The sequence below is a fragment of the Lactobacillus sp. JM1 genome, assembly GCF_009834385.1.
GTDB lineage: Bacteria > Bacillota > Bacilli > Lactobacillales > Lactobacillaceae > Lactobacillus > Lactobacillus paragasseri.
This window is the reverse complement of sequence record NZ_CP044412.1, coordinates 1,760,327-1,779,371: the sequence shown is the minus strand read 5'-3', so window position 1 is coordinate 1,779,371 and position 19,045 is coordinate 1,760,327. Positions and strand designations below refer to the sequence as shown.

At 33.6% G+C, this 19,045-nt stretch carries 21 protein-coding genes; 15 read left to right on the top strand and 6 right to left on the bottom strand.

Translation table 11 applies throughout. From position 1 onward, the window contains the following. The first annotated feature begins 6 nt into the window (after positions 1 to 6). The 7 genes from F3I00_RS09120 to F3I00_RS09090 all read left to right on the top strand — a co-directional run bounded on the left by F3I00_RS09120 (position 7) and on the right by F3I00_RS09090 (position 4,617). Positions 7 to 399 carry a hypothetical protein gene (locus F3I00_RS09120; protein ID WP_003649972.1) on the top strand — a complete coding sequence of 131 codons (393 nt, stop codon included), beginning with the start codon at positions 7 to 9 and terminating at the stop codon, positions 397 to 399. 8 nt (positions 400 to 407) lie between these two features. Further along, positions 408 to 1,955, top strand: coding sequence for an ABC-F family ATP-binding cassette domain-containing protein (locus F3I00_RS09115; protein WP_020807068.1), 1,548 nt, complete (start codon positions 408 to 410; stop codon positions 1,953 to 1,955). A gap of 22 nt (positions 1,956 to 1,977) precedes the next feature. Then, positions 1,978 to 2,760, top strand: coding sequence for a threonine/serine exporter family protein (locus F3I00_RS09110; protein WP_020807067.1), 783 nt, complete (start codon positions 1,978 to 1,980; stop codon positions 2,758 to 2,760). Beyond that, complete coding sequence (locus F3I00_RS09105) at positions 2,760 to 3,230, top strand: threonine/serine exporter family protein (protein WP_003646733.1); 471 nt, start codon at positions 2,760 to 2,762, stop codon at positions 3,228 to 3,230. The genes F3I00_RS09110 and F3I00_RS09105 overlap by 1 nt, the downstream gene beginning before the upstream one ends. 230 nt (positions 3,231 to 3,460) lie before the next feature. Further along, positions 3,461 to 3,712 (top strand): type II toxin-antitoxin system PemI/MazE family antitoxin, encoded by a 252-nt coding sequence (mazE, locus tag F3I00_RS09100; protein WP_020807066.1) that lies wholly within the window; start codon positions 3,461 to 3,463, stop codon positions 3,710 to 3,712. After that, entirely contained in the window at positions 3,699 to 4,040 is a 342-nt protein-coding gene (locus tag F3I00_RS09095) for a type II toxin-antitoxin system PemK/MazF family toxin (protein ID WP_003649976.1), read from the top strand. Before mazE ends, F3I00_RS09095 begins: the two co-directional genes overlap by 14 nt. Positions 4,041 to 4,125: 85 nt before the next feature. Beyond that, complete coding sequence (locus F3I00_RS09090; protein WP_003649977.1) at positions 4,126 to 4,617, top strand: hypothetical protein; 492 nt, start codon at positions 4,126 to 4,128, stop codon at positions 4,615 to 4,617. Between the two features lie 25 nt (positions 4,618 to 4,642). Here the strand turns inward: F3I00_RS09090 and F3I00_RS09085 are convergent, their stop codons facing one another. Together F3I00_RS09085 and nrdI are read right to left on the bottom strand one after the other, a co-directional pair. Further along, positions 4,643 to 5,587: a ribonucleotide-diphosphate reductase subunit beta gene (locus tag F3I00_RS09085; protein ID WP_020807065.1), complete on the bottom strand. Its 945-nt coding sequence runs from the start codon at positions 5,585 to 5,587 to the stop codon at positions 4,643 to 4,645. Further along, positions 5,580 to 6,041 (bottom strand): class Ib ribonucleoside-diphosphate reductase assembly flavoprotein NrdI, encoded by a 462-nt coding sequence (gene nrdI / locus F3I00_RS09080; RefSeq protein ID WP_003649979.1) that lies wholly within the window; start codon positions 6,039 to 6,041, stop codon positions 5,580 to 5,582. Before nrdI ends, F3I00_RS09085 begins: the two co-directional genes overlap by 8 nt. Before the next feature lie 142 nt (positions 6,042 to 6,183). Between nrdI and F3I00_RS09075 the strand changes: the two genes are divergently transcribed. Continuing rightward, on the top strand, positions 6,184 to 6,810 hold the full coding sequence (locus F3I00_RS09075; RefSeq protein ID WP_003651272.1) for an LVIS_2131 family protein: 627 nt from the start codon (positions 6,184 to 6,186) through the stop codon (positions 6,808 to 6,810). A 65-nt stretch (positions 6,811 to 6,875) separates the two neighbouring features. Here F3I00_RS09075 and F3I00_RS09070 read toward each other — a convergent pair whose 3' ends face one another. Together F3I00_RS09070 and F3I00_RS09065 are read right to left on the bottom strand one after the other, a co-directional pair. Beyond that, a complete protein-coding gene (locus tag F3I00_RS09070) occupies positions 6,876 to 8,405 on the bottom strand; it encodes an O-antigen ligase family protein (RefSeq protein ID WP_020807064.1) in 1,530 nt (509 codons plus the stop codon). 52 nt (positions 8,406 to 8,457) lie between these two features. Continuing rightward, on the bottom strand, positions 8,458 to 8,748 hold the full coding sequence (locus F3I00_RS09065) for a DUF2187 domain-containing protein (protein ID WP_003649982.1): 291 nt from the start codon (positions 8,746 to 8,748) through the stop codon (positions 8,458 to 8,460). A 90-nt stretch (positions 8,749 to 8,838) separates the two neighbouring features. On the opposite strand from F3I00_RS09065, the gene F3I00_RS09060 reads away from it, so the two are divergent. From F3I00_RS09060 to F3I00_RS09050, 3 genes are all read left to right on the top strand, one after another. Then, a complete protein-coding gene (locus F3I00_RS09060) occupies positions 8,839 to 9,396 on the top strand; it encodes a guanylate kinase (protein ID WP_003651275.1) in 558 nt (185 codons plus the stop codon). A 197-nt stretch (positions 9,397 to 9,593) separates the two neighbouring features. After that, the gene (locus F3I00_RS09055; RefSeq protein ID WP_020807063.1) at positions 9,594 to 10,757 is read left to right on the top strand and encodes a C40 family peptidase; all 1,164 of its coding nucleotides are present in this window, start codon (positions 9,594 to 9,596) and stop codon (positions 10,755 to 10,757) included. A 102-nt stretch (positions 10,758 to 10,859) separates the two neighbouring features. Continuing rightward, entirely contained in the window at positions 10,860 to 12,068 is a 1,209-nt protein-coding gene (locus tag F3I00_RS09050) for a L,D-transpeptidase/peptidoglycan binding protein (protein WP_020807062.1), read from the top strand. Between the two features lie 41 nt (positions 12,069 to 12,109). Here F3I00_RS09050 and hflX read toward each other — a convergent pair whose 3' ends face one another. Beyond that, positions 12,110 to 13,390 carry a GTPase HflX gene (gene hflX / locus F3I00_RS09045; RefSeq protein ID WP_020807061.1) on the bottom strand — a complete coding sequence of 427 codons (1,281 nt, stop codon included), beginning with the start codon at positions 13,388 to 13,390 and terminating at the stop codon, positions 12,110 to 12,112. 915 nt (positions 13,391 to 14,305) lie between these two features. Between hflX and F3I00_RS09040 the strand changes: the two genes are divergently transcribed. The 3 genes from F3I00_RS09040 to F3I00_RS09030 are packed head-to-tail and all read left to right on the top strand — an operon-like array spanning position 14,306 to position 16,528. Next, a complete protein-coding gene (locus F3I00_RS09040; protein ID WP_020807523.1) occupies positions 14,306 to 15,076 on the top strand; it encodes an ABC transporter ATP-binding protein in 771 nt (256 codons plus the stop codon). Between the two features lies 1 nt (position 15,077). Beyond that, positions 15,078 to 15,812, top strand: a complete 735-nt coding sequence (locus F3I00_RS09035; protein ID WP_020807522.1) for an ABC transporter permease — start codon at positions 15,078 to 15,080, stop codon at positions 15,810 to 15,812. Next, positions 15,809 to 16,528, top strand: a complete 720-nt coding sequence (locus F3I00_RS09030; RefSeq protein ID WP_159311083.1) for an ABC transporter permease — start codon at positions 15,809 to 15,811, stop codon at positions 16,526 to 16,528. Before F3I00_RS09035 ends, F3I00_RS09030 begins: the two co-directional genes overlap by 4 nt. A 75-nt stretch (positions 16,529 to 16,603) precedes the next feature. On the opposite strand, the gene F3I00_RS09025 is transcribed toward F3I00_RS09030, so the two are convergent. Next, positions 16,604 to 18,046 (bottom strand): APC family permease, encoded by a 1,443-nt coding sequence (locus F3I00_RS09025; protein WP_020807520.1) that lies wholly within the window; start codon positions 18,044 to 18,046, stop codon positions 16,604 to 16,606. Between the two features lie 234 nt (positions 18,047 to 18,280). Between F3I00_RS09025 and F3I00_RS09020 the strand changes: the two genes are divergently transcribed. Continuing rightward, complete coding sequence (locus tag F3I00_RS09020; protein ID WP_159311082.1) at positions 18,281 to 19,027, top strand: ABC transporter ATP-binding protein; 747 nt, start codon at positions 18,281 to 18,283, stop codon at positions 19,025 to 19,027. Positions 19,028 to 19,045 lie beyond the last annotated feature (18 nt).

Here is a 19,045-nt window from a genome sequence, read left to right as displayed (position 1 = left end):
TAAAAAATGAAGCAAAATAAGTATTTTCCAGTCATTTACGGGATAATTTCTGCACTGATTGCATTTATTGCAGTGTTTTTTATTGCGCAACGGACATTTCATTTTTCTCTGCCGATGGCTATTTTAAGTGCAGGTATTTTTGCGGCATTCTTTTATGTTCTTTCATATTTTAGAGGACATGCATCTTATGAAATTAAAGCCATTGTAGCCAAGTATCATTTAACAGATGAAGAACTAGCAAAAATAACAGGGATGAAAGCCAGTGATTTTCCAATTTATCACAATAAACTCCAACTAATTATTCCTAAAAGACAATGGCCAAGAGTGTTGAATGCTTTGCAAGAATATGATGCTAAGCAACAAAATAAATTAAAAGATCAAGAAAATAATCTAGACTAGAGGAAATAATGAGCTTATTAACGGTTAAAAATCTAAGCCAAACTTTTATTGATAAAACTTTATACGAAGACGCAAATTTTGTTTTAAATAAAGAAGACCATATGGGGGTAACTGGGCAAAATGGAGTTGGTAAATCGACTTTAATTAAGATTCTAACTGGTGAAATTACCCAAGATGAGGGCGAGGTTAAGTGGCAAAATAAACTCCATGTCGGTTATTTAGACCAGTATGCCAAACTTAAAGCAGGTATAGGAATTAAAGAGTTTTTACAAACAGCATTTAGCGATCTTTTTCAAAAAGAAAAAGAATTGAATGACCTTTATGTGAAATATGGTGAAAATGGGGATGACTCTCTCTTAGAAAAAGCCGGTAAGATTCAGACTTTCCTTGAAGAAAAGGAATTTTACGATATTGATACTAAGATTGACCGAGTAGCAACAGGACTGGGCTTAGCTGATTTAGGTTATGAGCGAGATGTAGCTAAGCTTTCTGGTGGACAGCGGTCTAAATTGATTTTGGCTAAACTTCTTTTACAAAATCCTGATGTTTTAGTTTTAGATGAACCGACGAACTATTTAGATGTTAACCACATTGATTGGTTAGCTGATTATTTAAATGATTTTGAAGGAGCTTTTATTGTAGTATCACATGATTATGATTTCTTAGGGAGAATTACCAACTGCATTATTGATATTGATTTTGGCACCATTACTCGCTATAGCGGGGATTTAAAACATGCCTTACGCCAAAAAGAAGCTGACCGAGAGAGTTATTTAAAAGCTTATGCCAATCAGCAACGAAAAATCAAAAAGACTGAAGCATATATTAGAAAGAATAAAGCTGGTTCAAGATCTAAGAGTGCTAAGTCGCGGGAAAAGCAACTAGCAAAGATGGATATTTTAACGCCACCACAAAATAATAAAAAAGCGCATGTCGTTTTCCCCTATGTTGATACAGCTTCAAACTTGCTGCTGCAGACTCAGGATTTGGTAATTGGGTATGATCAGGCGTTAGTTAAGTCAGCATTTAATTTCTCTGTTGGAAATGGTGAAAAGGTAGCAGTAACCGGTTTTAATGGAATTGGGAAAACTACTTTATTGAAGACATTGCTAGGAAAATTGAAACCAATTTATGGTAATTTTGAATTATCTTCAACTGCTGAGCTGGCATATTTTCAGCAAGATCTCGTTTGGCCCAATAAAAATATGACGCCTTTGCAATATTTACAAGAAGAATTTCCACGATTGCGTCCTAGAGAATTACGTCAAGCTTTAGCTAGAATGGGTTTGACAGCTCAGCAAGCAATGAGTCCCTTAAGGGAGTTATCTGGTGGAGAACAAGAAAAGGTTAAACTAGCTAAGATGCAGTTTGAACCATCTAATTTATTGTTTTTAGATGAACCTACTAACCACTTGGATATTGCTACTAAAGATTCTTTGCGAAAGGCAATTGTTGAGTTTAAAGGTGGAGTAATTATTGTAAGTCACGAAAGAGACTTCTTTAGAGGAAACTGGGTTGACAAGACAATCGATATTGAAAAAATGAATAATGAATAGATAAGTATTTTAGAGGATAAAAATGAATAAAGAGCATGTGAGTCAAGACTATGCCGCTGAAGTGCTCGATACTTGCTTAAAAGCAGGTAGATTAATGATCGAAGGCGGCAGCGAAACTTATCGAGTTGAAGATACGATGATGAGAATAGCTCGCAACGCAGGTATTACTGGTGCTAGATGTTTTACAACTCCAACTGGAATATTTATGAGTTTAGGTGAACATTCCTATACTCAAGTTACGCAAGTTAAGAAAAGAAACATTAATTTAGAGTTGGTAGACCGGGTTAATGAGTTATCACGTGAATTTGCTGCCGAAAAAATCACTTTGAAGGAATTACAGGAAAGACTTCAACAGATTTCAATTTCTATTCCAGATTTTCCAATTTGGCTTCAAATTATCGGAGCTGCAATTTTGAGTCCGACTTTGATGGTCTTATTTATGGATGATTATGACTGGATTGATTTTCCAGCAGCAGCTGTTATTGGCGGTTTATCATATGCTGTGTATTTAGCTATTAAACGCCATACTAATATTCGTTTTTTAGCTGAAATGGTGACGGCAATTTTTATGGGAGTAATTACCATTTTTGCTTGCAAGTTGTTTCCTAAGCTTATTGTCGATAATATCTTAATCGGATCCTTGATGACATTGGTGCCTGGAGTGGCGATAACTAATGCTCTGCGAGATCTGTTTGGTGGTGATTTATTGTCGGGGATGGCTAGAACAACAGAGGCAGTTTTAACTGCTATTGCTCTTGGTGGCGGCATCGGTATTGCAATTAAGTTATTATGGGGTGTGATGTGATGCCTTTTTGGTTAGAAATAATTGTTAATTTAGTGTTTGCCTGGCTTGCTTCTGTGGGCTTTGGATTAATTATTAATGTCCCTCACCGTGCTCTTGTGTTATGCGGTGTCAGTGGGAGTGCGGGTTGGATCTTGTATTGGTTGGCTAATCGAATTGGCATTGGCCGATTAGGATCTAATCTTTTAGGAGCATTGTGCGTTGGAATTTTAGGTTTAGTATTTGCTCGAATTAAAAAATGCCCCGTAACTGTTTTCAACATTCCTGGTGTTGTACCACTTGTGCCAGGTGTGCCAGCCTATCAGGCAGTACGTGCAATGGTAGAAGGGCAGCTGTCTGATGCAGAAGACTTAATTTTACGAGTGGCAATTGTCACAATTGCGATTGCAATGGGCTTTATGCTGGCTCAGCTGATGGGCGAGATCTTTTTTAAGACGCGCAATAATAGAAAAAATAAGAAAAATTTAGTATAATTATAGATGCGACGAGTCGAGGAAAACGCGAGATGCGTTCTTTGACAGAGATCATCTGGACTCTAGAAGTCAAAGCACGGGAAGTGCTGATGATGGGCTACTTTGGCTGTGAAACAAAGACCCTGACATACTTTTGTATGTTTCTCGCCAAAAAGACTAGCTTTCTTTTGAAAGTTAGTCTTTTTTAGTACTACAATATTTTTGAAAGTAACTTAATGAGGTAAAAACTTATGAAAATATCTATTCATCATATTGTAACTCAAAAGGTTGGTAACTCAGTAGGCTTTTCACTTCCTGCTTCGTTTAAAGTAGAGGTAGGAACTGAGTATACAATTCATCAAAAATCTGATGGTAGTTTGATCTTAATACCGAAAATTTCGAATCCTTATACCTCTGATGCTAAATTTGAAGATGTACCAGAACCAGAAAGGGAAGCTTGGGAAAATTTGGCTATGGAGGAATTACGTCATGCCGAAGATTAGATTTAAACAAGGAGATATTGTATGGGCGGATTTTTCACCATCAGTTGGACAGGAAATGAAGGGGAAGCACCCTGCAGTTGTAGTATCCTCTAATTCATACAATGAGAAAACTAATTATTTAATGCTCTGTCCCATTACTTCACACGGCAATCATTTTCCGACATATCTAGACTTGCTAGGCTATCGGGTTCATGGACGAGTAAATGCAGCACAAATTCAAACCTTTTCTAGAATGCGTTTATTAGATGAAAAACCAGCAGATCATCTTAGACCAGAAGATATGCTTAAGGTAATGGAACTACTTAGCTTTGCTTTACAGTTTGATTAATCAAATCTAACTTTTTTCGGTTGCATGAATAAGATTTATTGAGTATCTTAGTAATGAAAAAAGGATACATGAAGGAATTTTTATCGTGAAAATTAAACAAGAAGAATTAACTAAAAAAATTGAAGAACAAGATTATCTTCAAGATCTTGAAACAATTAAGTATAGTGAAATAACAAAAACTAAATTAAAGAAAATTGCAACTAAGATGATTGGTGAAGCAGTCCAAGCTTTTAAGCATAATTCACTTATTCAAACGCAACTTGCAATTAGTGGAAGAAGACCAATGACTTTTGCATTAGAGAGTAACATCATTAATCTTCCTTTTGCTAATTACAAAAAAATTAGCAATTTTTGTAATAATGAAGATGAATATGAAGTAAATATTTATTTTGAAACTATTTCAGAATATGTAAATGTATCACACTTTAGAATCGATATTTTGGGCTCAAGTGATAAAATTGTGGCTGATCCAGATAAGTATAGCGACTTACTGGTTAAAGCAATTGAAGAGAAAATTGAGGTCATTCGTAATTATCAAAAACCAGAATCAAAAACGAAAGCTAAAAAGACAAAATAAGGAGTTAACCTTGAGGGCTAACTCCTTATTTCTTTATTTCACGCATTTTTAGAATTGGATGGGCATTTGTATAAAAGAAGAAATCTTCAATCATTGCACTTTCCATCAAACCTGTTGTTAAAGTGGGATCTAAAGTTTCAACATTTTCAGGATACTTGGGCTCTTGTCCTAAGTTCATAAGTGCCTTGTTTAAGGTGTAATGAATATAATGTTCAACCTTATCTTCTAAACCAGTGTCTTCATATAAAAGATGAATGTGGTTAAGCTCATTAGCATATAATCTATCGCATAACCCATATACCCAGTTGTGAACATTTTCTTGCTCTTCTTTAGAGAGTTTGAAATAGTCACGCCTAAATTTAATTCCTGTATAAATACCATTTAAAGTCGTTATTCTAAGTGCATATTTAATCAATTCCGCTGTTCGTGGTAATTTATGCTGTCCGAATAAATATAGGGGTCCAAAGAATGACGAATGATATAAACCAGTTGAGAGAAAAACATGTGCTGCCTTTTTCTGAATTGCATTCTCTGACTGATAGACTGTGTTTAAAAGTCTCATCTTTTTTTGCAGATATGGATTTTGGTTTGCCCAATTAAAAGCCTCATCTCGTTGCTCATCGGAAGTAGAAAATTCACTCAGAGCATGACCATAGGCTTTATTATTAATTGATTCCAAATATTGCAATGCATTATAGACAGCAGCTTCTTCGGAATTTTCCGCATCTTGCTTAATTTTTGAAAGTGAAACTTTCATCTGGAGAGTAGATGAAAGAGCTAAAGAACCAAAGCTATGTAGGAGCATAGTTTGTTCAGCTTTAGGGAGATGGGAAAATTCATCTCGGTCTTTATAAATTGGAACACGACGAGGTTCGTAGACAATATCATTTAATCTTGCCCAAGCAGAACGATCTACTTGATCTTCGACAGCATTCCAGTTACTTGCTTTATAATAAGATTTTTTATTCATTTTTCTGCCTGAAGTCACTTAAGAAACTAATATTGCTAAGAGATGGATTTTGAACTGGCAAATCTTTTTGTGCGCCTCGTTCCTTTTTACAAGCTTCTTTGACAATTTGGCGAACGTTTTTGACATCAGCCGAGTTGCCACTTAGCTCAAGTAAATAGAGAATCGGTACGTGCAATGTAACAGAAATCTTTTTTGCCGTTTGAGCAAAAAGATCATTAAAGTTACGGTTGCCACATCCTATTAAACCTAAAAGGTTCTCTTTATTATCTTTATATGTTAAAAAATCAACAACAGAATCCATCATAAAATCTTGATACGACGGCAAGATCAAAATATATTTATCATTCATTTGATATTGAGGATGAGCATCCTCAATCCGATGTGCATCAAGGCCCGTTTTATTTATGAATCGTTGCGTTTGTCCTGTAATTGTATAAAAAGCTATTTTTACCATAGTTTTGCCTAACGCTATATACCAAAACTACCTTCTACGTATTCAATTGTCGCGACTTTTTCTAATAAAGTCAAATTAAAAAAAGTTTTAAAAACATCCATAAGTACCGTATACTTAAATTAAAGAAAATGGAGGGTCCTTTATGACACTTGGATGGAATATTTTAGGTATTTTGGCCTGGTTAATACTTGTTTTGTATTTGATTTTTATCGTACAAAATATTCGTAAACGTCACTTAATGATGATTGTAAAAGATCGTAAGCGATTTGAATGGAAGACTACTCTGCTAGACATCTTAGAGGTTTTAGTTCTTCTATGCGGTGCGATCTATATGTTTAGCATCACTTTATTTTACAATCCTGATTTAGAAAATAAACAAGTTTTATCTAGTAAAATTGAATATCAGCCATTGATTTTAACAGCTGGTAATAAACGTTCATACTATGTTACTGCTAGATCTGATAATAAGAAAGCGCCTGTTCAAACATATACTTTCTATAGCAATGGAAACAGAGTAACTGTTAAAAGCAATTACGCTACCATTTCTGATGGTAAGAATCCAATGTCGGTTCAAGCAGCAGCTATTCCATATTCTGCTAAGCAATTAGTTCAAGCAGATGGGCGCTATCAAAGTGCCTATGTGGCAACATATACTGCTACTTACAAGAAAAATTGGTATAACGGCCTTAGAATGCATGCTGGTAAGACTGCAGCTCGATATTACTTGATTAGAGTACCTGACCGTACTTTTGTGAGAGAATTGAAGTAGAAGAATTTATGTAGAAAAAGACCTTATTCCGAAGATTGAAAATTCGGGATAAGGTCTTTTGTTTATTACTTCATTAGCTTTTTAGCTGTTCTGCTATAACGGATATTTTGTAATAAAAATCCTAAGATAAATGCCATCACTAAGGTTGCTGATAAGTATTCAAGAACATTACCTGCATAAAAGGCAGCAAATAAAATGAAGCCGCCCGATAAGAGCAGGGAAGAGATCAATAAAGTTTTCGAATTTTTATTGACTAACCAGTAAAAAATTCCATAGCCAAGAACAAATATGTAGATTACTGTTAATAAGATTGTTCCCAGCAATCCCATTGAATAATACTGCGCTAAAAAGTCACGCTCTAGCGGAGCAATATTATTTTCACGGCTAAAGGAAATACCAAAAAGTTTATTGAGTTTATTTTTATCATTGTTCATGACGCGACTAAGAATATCTTGTTCAAGATGTCGATAGTTTAATCGCTCAGTAGCCGGCCTTTTCATGACGTCAAGCCAATAATAGGGATCATTTTTGTAGGAATAATGATCTAAAACTAAGTCATTTTTTAAAGAATAGACCCAATAATTTTTCTTAATAAAATTCTTTAGATATTCTTCTTGTTTTTGCCCCTTATATCTTTTTAATCTAGAGTCGAGTTCTTGATCGAGTCTATTTTTGTCACCAAGATTACTTCTTTTTTGAGCTACGCCATTTTCAAGCGAAGATCTTCTGAGCGTTGGACTATAAGGAAAAATAGCACTAGAAGCAGCTAAGATGCAGATCAATGTAATTAGAAATTTGGCTGAAAACTTGGTATTTTTCAAAATTAAACTATGGAATAAGAAGATGATTAAGAAAATAACTAAGCTAATAATTAAGCCAAAATTTCCCACCTTTGTTCCTAGCATTAACATTGCTAAGGCTTGTGCACTCACTAGCACTATATTTAAGAGGTTAAACTCTTTATAAAGAATATAGAGCATAATCGGCATAATCATAAATAAAATAGCTGATAGAGTGTTAGCTTGAAAAAATATTCCCTTAGATGCTAAAGCGTTAAAAGGATAATTTGTTTGAGTAAACCAAGAAAAAATATTGGCACTGATTTGCTCAGCTCCTGTAGTATGGTATGAAGTTAGCGAAAAAACCAAGAGATTTGAGATGACAATCGTTAAGGAATATAAACCCGAAATTGCTTGAATTACTCTGAAAAAGTATTTAGTTTTAAAATCACTGTATGAAGTGATATAGATAACTATCAAGGGTAAACAAGCTCGAATTAAGTAAAAGATCTCAACTTTTGTCGAATAGCCAAAGCTTGTTGGATCTACACCAGTAAAGTTTTTAACAGAGAATAAATGGCAAAGCGAATAGAGGATTAAAATTGCAATATAAGTAATAATCCACCATTGTTTTTTTAACCTTTGCCAATTACTTTTGATGCTAAAGAATAAAATAATAGCAATAAAAACTCCTAAAACTCTCAAAATCGATGGAAGTGAGAATTTTAGAAGTGGTGGTCTGGATAACCAATAAATATCTAGAAATGGTTGGATTAAGATAAACCAAAATAAGAATGTTTGTAGCCTTTTTTTCATATGATTATCGATACCTTTTATTAAAAAAATAAAACTTGTTTAGGCCTAATTTTTATTTTGATTTTTTAGTTTTATCTGGTTGAACTTTAGAAATTTTTACATCATTAGTTGCAGCTGTTTTTCCACGTGCAGGTGATTTAACTTTCTTTAAGTTCTTAAAGTTAATAACCATTTTATTGTTTAATTCGTTAACTGAAGATTCATCTTCTGGATCGTATGAAGTAATAGCTAGCAAAGCAGAATTTTCGTAAATTTTTTCTACTTTTCCTTGAAAAGGATGCTTAAGTTCCTCTTCAGAAGTAGCAGCTAAAATTTGTCCAATCTTTACGTCAGCTTTTTTCATTTAAAAAACTCCCTTTTCTGTACAGAAATGTTTTACAATAGTGAAATACTATTATATATAATAGTCGATTTCAAGCGGGAGAGTAATATTTTGCAAAGAATTATCATAATTGCTGGACCAAGTGGGGTAGGAAAGACCACAATTTCAAAATACTTAACAGAAAAATATAATATTCCTCGTGTAGTAACACATACTACAAGACCAATCCGAAAAGGTGAAATCCCAGGAAAATCATATTATTTTGAAAATGACGAGAGCTTTAAAAAACTTCATTTCTTTGAACATGTAAAATATGGGGAATATCAATATGGTTCAAGTAAAGAAGCGTTAGAAAAAGCTTGGGAAAAGAATGATTTAGTTTCTTTAATAGTAGAAACAGATGGGGTTAAATCATATTTAGAAAAATTAGGAAAGCAGGTATATTTTATTTATTTGACCGTTTCTGATTTTTCTGTTTTGAAAAAAAGACTACTAGCACGCGGCGATCAAGCGAGTGAAATTGATAAACGATTAAACAGCTATGAATTTAAACGCGACTTACATTTATCAGACGAATTAGCAAAAGAAGCGCATGTATTAAATAATGATAACTGGGAAGAAACAGCTAAAAAAATAGATGAAATCATAGCAAAACTTGATAATGAGTAGGTTTTGAATAATGAAAAAGATTGAGAATAAGCGAAATGTAATGACAATGATTTAGCTTTGTAACAGGGCTGTAATATTAATGCCCTACAATAACCATTGTCAATTAAAAAAAGAAACACATAGCATAACTTTTAAGTTAATTAATGACGGCTATGTTGATAATATTAAGAAAAAAGAATTTTATGGAGGAAATACCTTTGACTATCAAATCTAAAGTAATCAAACTTACCACTGCTGCTTCATTCGCTGTTGTAGGTATCGCAACTTTAAGTGCAGCTAAATTAAACTCATTATCATTTAACAATACTGCACAAGCTTCAACTATCCAAGCTCCTGCAAAGCAAATTGGTGTTGTAAAAGTAAATTCTAAGACTGGTGAAAGTGTTGCAGTTTGGAACAGCTACGAAGATGGCAAGCAACAAACTGGTAAGTACTTACCACATGAATCAAGCTGGAAGACATACAAGAAGGTTAAGACTGTTAAGGGTGAAACTTGGTACAACTTAGGTGGAGACCAATGGATCTCAGGCGATGATGTACAAGAAGAAGCTCCAATCGCACTTACTGCTGATTTATCTGCAGTTAAGGCAGCTGTAAGTCAAGTTCCTGCAGCTAACGTTGCAAGCAACGCTACTGCCGATGCACAAACTGCTGTAGCTAGCGTTAACAACGCACAACAAGCAGCAACTACTAACAATGCATCAGTTGCAACTGCACCTGTACAAACTAATACTGCAGCTACTGCACAACAAACTTCAGTAGCTGCACAAGCTCCAGTAGCACAAACTACTGCACAACAAAGTACATACACTGCTTCAACTAACAACACTTATGTTGCTCCAGCAAAGACTAACTACTACGCACAAGCTAACACTACAGTTAAGACTCAACAAGCAGCAACTTACAGTGCACCTGCACAAAACACTACTGCTACTAAGCCTGCACAACACCAAACTCAACAAGCTTCAAGCCAAGCTGCTCAACCAGCTAAGCAACAAGCTTCTACTCAATCAAGCAGCACTGCTCAAACTGTAGTTAATGCAGCAAAATCACAAATCGGTAAGCCTTACGTATGGGGTGCAACTGGTCCTAACGCATACGACTGCTCAGGTTTAGTACAATACGCATACAGCCAAGCAGGTAAGAACATTGGACGTACTACTTACCAACAAGCTGGTGCCGGTCAACACGTTTCTGTAAGCCAAGCACAAGCTGGTGACATCTTAATGTGGGGTGACTACCACGATGCTATCTACGTAGGTAACAACCAATACGTACACGCACCACAACCAGGTCAAAACGTAACTCAAGCTACTATCTCAAGTTACTTCATGCCAGATTACGCAATCCGTGTAAGATAATTAAATGAAATAAACATAGTTATTTTAGAAGGTTAATTGAAAGATTAACCTTCTTTTTTGTGTTATAATGAAAAGAAATTTTTTAGGAAACAGGTATTTTTAATGAATAACAAGAATATAGAAAAAAATACCCATCCCACAAATAACTATCGTAAGTGGCTAATAGGTATTTTAATTTGCTTAGTAATTGTTTTAATAGCTTGGTTGGTAGTTGGATATATCCAGTCAAAAAGAAATGCTGAAGCGGAAAAATTTAATGCTAGTCACTTTAATTCAAATGTTGTAATTTATAATGTTCCAGTCGGCAAACTAACTGTTAAAAAAGCTACTGCTAAAATAAATGAGAAAGCTAAAAATAGTGCGGTTTTAAAAGGTGACGAAGTCATTTTAAAGAAGAATAGCGATAAAGTAATTACGAACAAAAAAGTTCAATCTTACTTTGAAGAACAACATACTCGCTACCCTAGCCGTAAAAAATGGAATTTTCAGAATACTGAGCTCTTAAAAGCAAAAGAAAAGTTAAATCAGATTAAAGATCGACAAGTAAAATATACGGTTAATGGTAAGTCTTTTGTATTTAAGCGGTCGGAAATTTTTCCAACGGTAACTTATGAAAATGATAAGTATGTTTTTTCAGATACAAAGATCTTAGCGAATAAGATTAGCAGTATTAATAAAGAAGTATCTACACTTCATAAATCTTATGACTTCCAATTGCCAAATGGTCAAGTTACAAAAGTAAAAAATGAAAGTTATGGTTGGGCTATTAATGAGAAAAAGCTTGTTGCTGCTGTTGAAAATGCTTTAGTCAATAATACGCAAGAGCTAAATGGTAAAAACTATATCTACGGTGAAGGTTTCAGTACGTATGGAACTGGATATGGCTTAAGTAATAATGGAATTGGAAATAGTTACATTGTTGTTTCTTTAACTGATCAAAAGCTGTGGATATATAAGAATGGTAAGTGCGTGGTTACTTTAAACACGATCGTTACTGGTACAGTTGAAACTAAAATTGCTCATAAAAACTTAGAAACACCTACCGGAGTTTGGTATATCCAATATAAAGAATCTCCAAGTGTCTTAAAGGGAACAAATGATGATGGTTCTAAATACTCAGTTGATGTTAAGTACTGGATGCCATTTACTTTAACTGGTTGTGGCTTTCATGATAATAGCTGGCGAAAGAACTGGTCTAAGACTGCTTACCTAAATGACGGATCTTATGGTTGTGTAAACTTAAAACCTAGTGACGCGCCAAAAGTGTGGAATAATATAGAAAAGAATGAAGCAGTAATCATTTATAAATAATACGAAAAAAGAGTAGATTTTAAATCTACTCTTTTTGTCTGCTATACAGCATTTACTTTAAATTTTTCTAGATCTTTTGGAGATAGCCTTACAGTAACGTGAACGCCGTCGTCTTTAAAGTCTTCACTTAAAATTTGACCATATTCATGTAAGTAAGCTAAGTTCTTGCCATCTGAAAGTGGCAATACTAAGTTTATTTTTTCGTAATTATCAAATACTTTTTTGACAATTAAATTAGCTAACTGCTTAATTGATTCGGGATCTTTAGCGGAATATAAGATATCATTTCCTTCAATTTGAGGATAATTACGTTCTGTTAAATCAGCCTTGTTATAAGCGGTAATCATTGGAACATCAGTGATGTTTAACTCATTTAGAACTTTTTGCGTGGTTTTAATCATTTGAACCATATTATGATCCGATGCGTCTACTACATTAATGAGCAAGTCGGCGTCTTTTGCTTCCTGCAATGTAGCTTTAAATGACTCAACCAGATTATGAGGGAGCTTAGAAATAAAACCAACGGTATCTGAAAGAATGAAACTTAAATCATCCTTCAAATCAATTCGTCTAACGCTAGTATCTAAAGTCGCAAAAAGCATATTTTTTTCGAAAACCTGCTTTTTATTGACTTCGTCACTAAAAACATTTAGCAATTCATTCATCGTTGTTGATTTTCCTGCATTAGTGTAGCCAACCAAAGCCACTTGAGGCAGACGAGAATTGTTTCTTCTAGCAGATTTGATTTCTTCTTGTTTACTGATGTCTTTTAGCTCTTTCTTAATTGCGCTAATTTGTTTACCAATAGTACGTCTATTTAATTCAAGTTTAGTTTCCCCAGAACCGCGGTTGGCGAAACCGCCACTTGCTCCACCAGAACCACGTTGCTGGTCTAGATTATTTTCAGAAGGATGAAGCCGAGGTAATTCATACTGTAATCTTGCAAGTTGAACTTGTAATTTGGCTTGTCGACTCCGTGCTCGATTAGAGAAAATTTCTAAGATTAACTCTGTTCTGTCTAAAACTTTAAGCTTTGTCATGCCCTCAATATTTCTGATTTGAGTAGGAGACAATTCATCATTGATAACTAAGACTTTAGCATGTAATTCACGGGCCATATTTTTAATCTGGTTAAGCTTCCCCACACCAAAGTATGTACCTGCGACAATATTTTCAGCCTTTTGACTTCCCTGGCCGACAACATCTAAGTTGTTTGCGAGAGCTAATTCTCTTAGTTCTGTCATATAGTAGTCAAAATTAGGATCGTTTAAATTTACGCCAGCGATAAAGGCTTTAGTCTTTTTTGGTTGATTGTCGATCAAATAATTCACCTGCTTTCATAAATTAAGTTTTTATATTAGATAAATAGCTTAGAAAATCATCATAACCATTCCTTTATTTGATAGTATGAAAATTATAATTTCTTTTTAAATAAAAATCAATTTTAAAGACAAAAAGGCCACTTCGATTCCGAAGTGACCTTAGGATATTTGAACACGGTAATATCCGAATAGAGATAATTACTTTAATTAACCGTGCACATAAATATGAGTGGAGTATATAATTGCTATTCTGATATCATAATAAATCTTACACTTATAAATGAAATTAAACTGACTGTATCAAAGGTAGTTAATTAAGAAAATCACTTAAGCCATACATAATTATGGGGGAATAGGAAAGCTCACGACTTAAGGGTATATAGGGTGACAAATTTATTATCTTTGTAATACATAGTTTAAACTGAAAAATTATATTAATATACATTTCAGCTTCCTGAAGAATTTAGTTAAACTATATTTTATTAACAATAAGTTTCACTATTTTCAATTTTGTTGAACTATAGACGGGAAAAAGTAGTGAAAATAGTGAATTATTACTATGATTCAGAACATCAAAAACTTCTTCTTAATATATTTACTAGATATTTATATAAAGTAACAGCAATTAATATTTGTTATTTATTGCTTCTCTATGAAGACTGTCTTCATTTATAAATATAAGACCTTATAAAAATAATAGCAAATAAAAGAGCTTTCATAAATTGTTATGTTATTGAAGTATAATAATTTATCAATGTGACAAAATAAAAAAATAATTAAATTTTTATTGAATATTAATTTATACGATGATATGCTTATAAAAAATCAAAAAGAGGTAATGCTATATGTCAGTAAAAGTAGTAACAAAAGATATAAAGAATTTGAAATTTGATAAAATAGGAATTTTAGAAAGTTATGACAAATATTATATTTAAAGCTGACAACATTACACGTGATTATAAAGATAAGAAAAAATTATTTCATGCAATAAAGAATATTAGTTTTGAATTACATGCAGGAGAAGTAATTTCTTTTGTTGGACCAAATGGAGCTGGCAAAACAACACTCATTAAATCCATCTCTAATTACTTAGTGCCTACTTCAGGACAAGTTGAAGTTGAGGGTATTGATCTGATTAAGTATCCACGAAAAGCTAGGAAGAAGATGGGTATTGTTTTTGGTGGTGATCGTGGATTTTATTACGGCGCTACTGCGAGAGAAAATTTAGAATTTTTTGCTCGAGTCGTAGGTGTTAAAGAAAGAAATATTAAAAGCAATGTTCAAGAAGCTTTGAAGACTGTTAATTTAGTCGATGTAGCTGAAAAGAAAGTATCTGCTTATTCTAAAGGCATGCTGCAGCGACTTCATATTGCTCGTGGATTAGTAAATCATCCCAAAATATTAATGTTAGACGAACCAACAGCAGGGTTAGATATTGAATCAGTTATTTCGATTAGACAATTAGTTAAAAGAATAGCATCAGAAAAACGAGGTATTATTTTAACTAGTCACAATATGTCAGATATTGAAAGCTTGGCTGATAGGATCTTTTTAATTGGTGGTGGGATGATTCATTTTGAAGGGTCAATTCAAGAAGTAAAGAAATTTGCTGGTGTGGAAAATAATGCAAGTTTAGCTGATGCCTATTTAGCAGTAGCTGATCAGTTGAAAAGAAGGCAGGTGTAGTATGTCTTTTATTAAATTAGCATTATTTCAAGTACGTTTATATATAAAAAATACTTATTTTGTAAATTTAGTGATTATTGAAACAACTACAATGCTACTTTATGAATATTTGGCTCACTATGTTTTGCAAACTTATGACGGTAAAGAATGGTTAATTGCGGGAGTAATGGGAACATGGGCATCATGTACTACTAGTGCTGGCGCATTAGGCTTTCAGAGATTTCAAGGGACTCTACCGTATCTATTAAATACTGGTGTAGCTAGAGAAAAAGTTTTACTAGCTACTCTGATTCCAGCTTCTGTGTATGGTTTAATTGCTTTTCCTTTAGCAGGATTAGAAGCTTGGTTATTAAAAATGCCAGTTAATTACTTAGATTTTCAATTATTAGTAGGGATCATCTTATTATGGATTGCAGCTGCAGTTTTAAGCTATTTTATTAGTTTATTTTTTGTTTTAAGCAAGAATGCAATTGTTTATGAACAGCTTTTATTATTACCAATTTTGCTTTTATCTGGACTTTTAAGTATTCCAGACGCAGTTAGAATAAGTATCAAACCTTTTCAAATGCTAAGTCCGTTAACTTTACCAATTAGGATTATCTATCATGAATCTATTCAATGGAATTGGATAACGAGCTACATTTTAGTTGTAGTGGTCTTTGGAGTTTTATCTAAATTAATGACTAATATTGTAATTAAACGAGCTTTTAAAGAGGGGAGATTGAGCATATTTTGAAAGCTGCCTATCGTGTTACTCTACGTTCGATTGGAACTTTTGACAGTGTTAACGTAATTTTAGTTAATTATTTATTGCTACCATTAGTATCCTTAATTATGTTTTTGTTGATTGCCTTTGGAGCGAGTCAAGATTATTCTCGTATTTTGGTCGGAAGCGTGATTACTACAGGTATTTCTACAGGTATTGGCATTGTGGTAGCGTCCACAGTTTATGATCAAAATATTAATTTACTGGACGATATTTTTTCAATTAGACCTACTTTTAAAAACTATTGGCTAGTAAAATTTGTAATTGCGGCAGTTGTCCTTTCTCTAGAAACAATTCTTTTGGGAGTAATAGGTTTACTAGTGCTTAATAAAGTAAATATTATTCCTAGGCTTTTTCTTGCTTTACCCTTTGAAATCTTTATAAGTGTTCTCTTAGCTTATTTTTGTGCTGTATGGGGAATGAAAAAAGAGAATCCTTACTGGCTTTCTAATATTGTAACGGGTAGTTTGATTATTTTAGCTGGAATGATTATTCCAGTAAGTGAATATCCTGCTTGGTTAAAATTTTTTGCAGAACTACTTCCAATTAGTAATTTAATAGATTGGATAGAAGAAAATAGTTTTTTTAATCAAGATATGTTAATTTTATTAGTCAAAATTTTAGTTTGGTATCTAGTTTGTTTATTAAGTACTAAGATATTTTTTTTTAGAAAGCAAGAACGATAATTAATTGCAATAAATAAAAAATGCTATTGGCTCAAGTACGCATACCGAGAGTCAATAGCATTTTTATGTTATAGATTAATTTTCTTTTGATCTTTGCCACTTAGCAATTAATGGTAGAACAATTCCCAAGCCAATCATTAAAAGAGGTTCGACAATGTTTAGGATTAACATATGCCACCAAGTAGCTGAACCAGCTTTAGCATCAATTGGAACGATACCAAAAGTTGCACCAGTAACGGTAATAATTAAGCACCACCAACCAACAATAACAGCAAAAGTTTTGTTTTTAATAAATACATATTGTGATGGGAATTTTTCCGGATGAAGTCTGATTTTAATAAAGGCCCAGAATATTAATCCAGTAACATAAGGCGAAACGATTCCATTTAAGTTCAGTAATTGATTGAAAATGTCATTAACTGAAGGAAGAGTAGCACTTAAAAATAGTAAAACGGAGCAAATTCCAGTTGTTAACCAGTAACCGTTAATTGGTAGACCATTTTTATCAGTCTTAGTTAATTGTTTAGGTAGATACTTTTTAGCAGTATCTGATAAGAAGATTCTAGCCCCGCCATCTACTAAAACAGCTAGTTGGGCAAGCATGTAGAGAGCCTGAGTAATGATGAAAGTATATAAGAAAAACTTGCCCATTCCAAATTTTTCACCCATTGCTTGAAAGGCATAGTAAGAACCATTCATCTTTAAATCATCTGGTAAGTGATGAGCATTAAAGAATACGCCTAATGCAAAGGAACCAAAAATAGTTAAAAATCCAGTCATGATTGCTAACATGTACATTGCTTTAGGAAAGTTTTTAGGTCCATCTTTCATTTCAGTAACGTAAGGAGCAACAAATTCGGCTCCATTCATAGCGAAAATCAATAAGCCTAATGACATTAAGAATTTCATATCAAAAGTTGGCAAGAAATTCTTAAAGTGGAATGGCTGCGTAGCAATCGTGCGTCCTTCGCCGAGGTAGACAATAGTCATGATTACGAAAAGAATAGTCATGATAAACATTGCTCCGCCACCGATAATGGATAACCATTGCAATGAATTAGCAAATCGGTGTTGGAAAAATATAAAAATGACAAAGATAATTGCAGTAAATAAGGCAAAAGCCCAATTACTCATTTCCTTGTCACTTAATGCGTGTCCTTTAAAAAGCCATGCAAAGGAAACAACGGTAGAATTTGCTACATCAACTAAGTAAGGCAGAGAGACTACCCAGTAGCACCAGGCAGTAATATATCCCATTTTGTCTCCAGAGGTATGTCTTAGCCAAGATGATAAACCACCGCCATCATCAGAAAATGTTGCACCTAATTGTCCAACGATCAATTCATAAGGAACGACAAATAAAATTAATAATAAAATCCAGTCACTAACAACAGCTAACCCTTGGTTTTGAAAGTTGTAAGTAATATCATCAAAACCAATAACTGTAACAAAGTCCATCAGTGCAATTACCGGCCAGGTTAGTTTTTTACGTTTTTGAGCTTCATCAAAAGTATCCATGTTTCCTCCTAAAAATCCTATCTTACTTTATTTATTTAAATTTAGGAGGAGGGTTGAAGAAGTAGCTTCCCTGCATACTAAACCTCTTTTCGTATTTTAATTACAATACCGTTTTCTATTATACAAGAATAAAAGTTCAAAAAAATGAAAAACAGGCTTTACTTTTTATGCCTGTGTCTGTATTATATAGTGTAACAGGTACGTAATACACTATGACGAAAAGGGAGAGTAATCATGAGTGAAGTAGTTCAAGTTCAAGACATTACCAAGACTTATGGTAAGAAAGGTGAGAAACAATACCAAGCTTTAAAAGGCATCAGCTTTGATGTGGCACGTGGCGAATTTGTTGGAATCATGGGTGCATCTGGTTCAGGTAAGACAACTTTATTGAATATCCTTTCAACTTTAGATCAACCAACTACAGGAAATGTTTATATCAATGGTCGTGATATTACTGGTTTAAATAAGAACCAAATGGCCGATTTTCGTGGACAAGAGATTGGTTTTATTTTCCAAGATTTTAACTTATTAGAGAACTTAACTAATCGTGAAAATATTGCACTTCCTTTATCACTTCAAAATGTGAAGACAAGTGCAATTAATCCTAAAGTTGATAAAATTGCTAAGCGATTAGGGATTGATCATATCTTAAATAAATATCCAGCAGAAATATCTGGTGGTCAAAAACAACGTGTTGCAGCAGCGCGGGCATTAGTTCATGAACCAGCTATTCTTTATGGGGATGAACCAACTGGAGCACTTGATTCAAAGAGTGCTACAGAACTTCTTGAAACCATGAAGGGGTTGAACGAAAAAGAAAAAGTATCAATCCTGATGGTAACTCACGATCCATATTCAGCTTCATATGCTAGCCGTATTCTTTTTATCAAGGATGGTAAGATTGGTAAAGAAATTAAAAAGGATGGCAAGAGCCGCGAAGAATTCTATCAAGAAATTATTGCGGAATTAGGTAGACGTTAATAGTAGGAAGGAAATAAT

Excerpts from the sequence above, each read along its gene's own strand:
- F3I00_RS09040 (WP_020807523.1), top strand. The coding sequence starts at position 14,306 with ATGACAAATATTATATTTAAAGCTGACAACATTACACGTGATTATAAA.
- nrdI (WP_003649979.1), bottom strand. The coding sequence starts at position 6,041 with ATGGTAAAAATAGCTTTTTATACAATTACAGGACAAACGCAACGATTC.
- F3I00_RS09120 (WP_003649972.1), top strand. The coding sequence starts at position 7 with ATGAAGCAAAATAAGTATTTTCCAGTCATTTACGGGATAATTTCTGCA.
- F3I00_RS09050 (WP_020807062.1), top strand. The coding sequence starts at position 10,860 with ATGAATAACAAGAATATAGAAAAAAATACCCATCCCACAAATAACTAT.
- mazE (WP_020807066.1), top strand. The coding sequence starts at position 3,461 with ATGAAAATATCTATTCATCATATTGTAACTCAAAAGGTTGGTAACTCA.
- F3I00_RS09095 (WP_003649976.1), top strand. The coding sequence starts at position 3,699 with ATGCCGAAGATTAGATTTAAACAAGGAGATATTGTATGGGCGGATTTT.
- F3I00_RS09020 (WP_159311082.1), top strand. The coding sequence starts at position 18,281 with ATGAGTGAAGTAGTTCAAGTTCAAGACATTACCAAGACTTATGGTAAG.
- F3I00_RS09115 (WP_020807068.1), top strand. The coding sequence starts at position 408 with ATGAGCTTATTAACGGTTAAAAATCTAAGCCAAACTTTTATTGATAAA.
- F3I00_RS09035 (WP_020807522.1), top strand. The coding sequence starts at position 15,078 with ATGTCTTTTATTAAATTAGCATTATTTCAAGTACGTTTATATATAAAA.
- F3I00_RS09110 (WP_020807067.1), top strand. The coding sequence starts at position 1,978 with ATGAATAAAGAGCATGTGAGTCAAGACTATGCCGCTGAAGTGCTCGAT.
- F3I00_RS09025 (WP_020807520.1), bottom strand. The coding sequence starts at position 18,046 with ATGGATACTTTTGATGAAGCTCAAAAACGTAAAAAACTAACCTGGCCG.
- F3I00_RS09105 (WP_003646733.1), top strand. The coding sequence starts at position 2,760 with ATGCCTTTTTGGTTAGAAATAATTGTTAATTTAGTGTTTGCCTGGCTT.
- F3I00_RS09085 (WP_020807065.1), bottom strand. The coding sequence starts at position 5,587 with ATGAATAAAAAATCTTATTATAAAGCAAGTAACTGGAATGCTGTCGAA.
- F3I00_RS09070 (WP_020807064.1), bottom strand. The coding sequence starts at position 8,405 with ATGAAAAAAAGGCTACAAACATTCTTATTTTGGTTTATCTTAATCCAA.
- F3I00_RS09075 (WP_003651272.1), top strand. The coding sequence starts at position 6,184 with ATGACACTTGGATGGAATATTTTAGGTATTTTGGCCTGGTTAATACTT.
- F3I00_RS09065 (WP_003649982.1), bottom strand. The coding sequence starts at position 8,748 with ATGAAAAAAGCTGACGTAAAGATTGGACAAATTTTAGCTGCTACTTCT.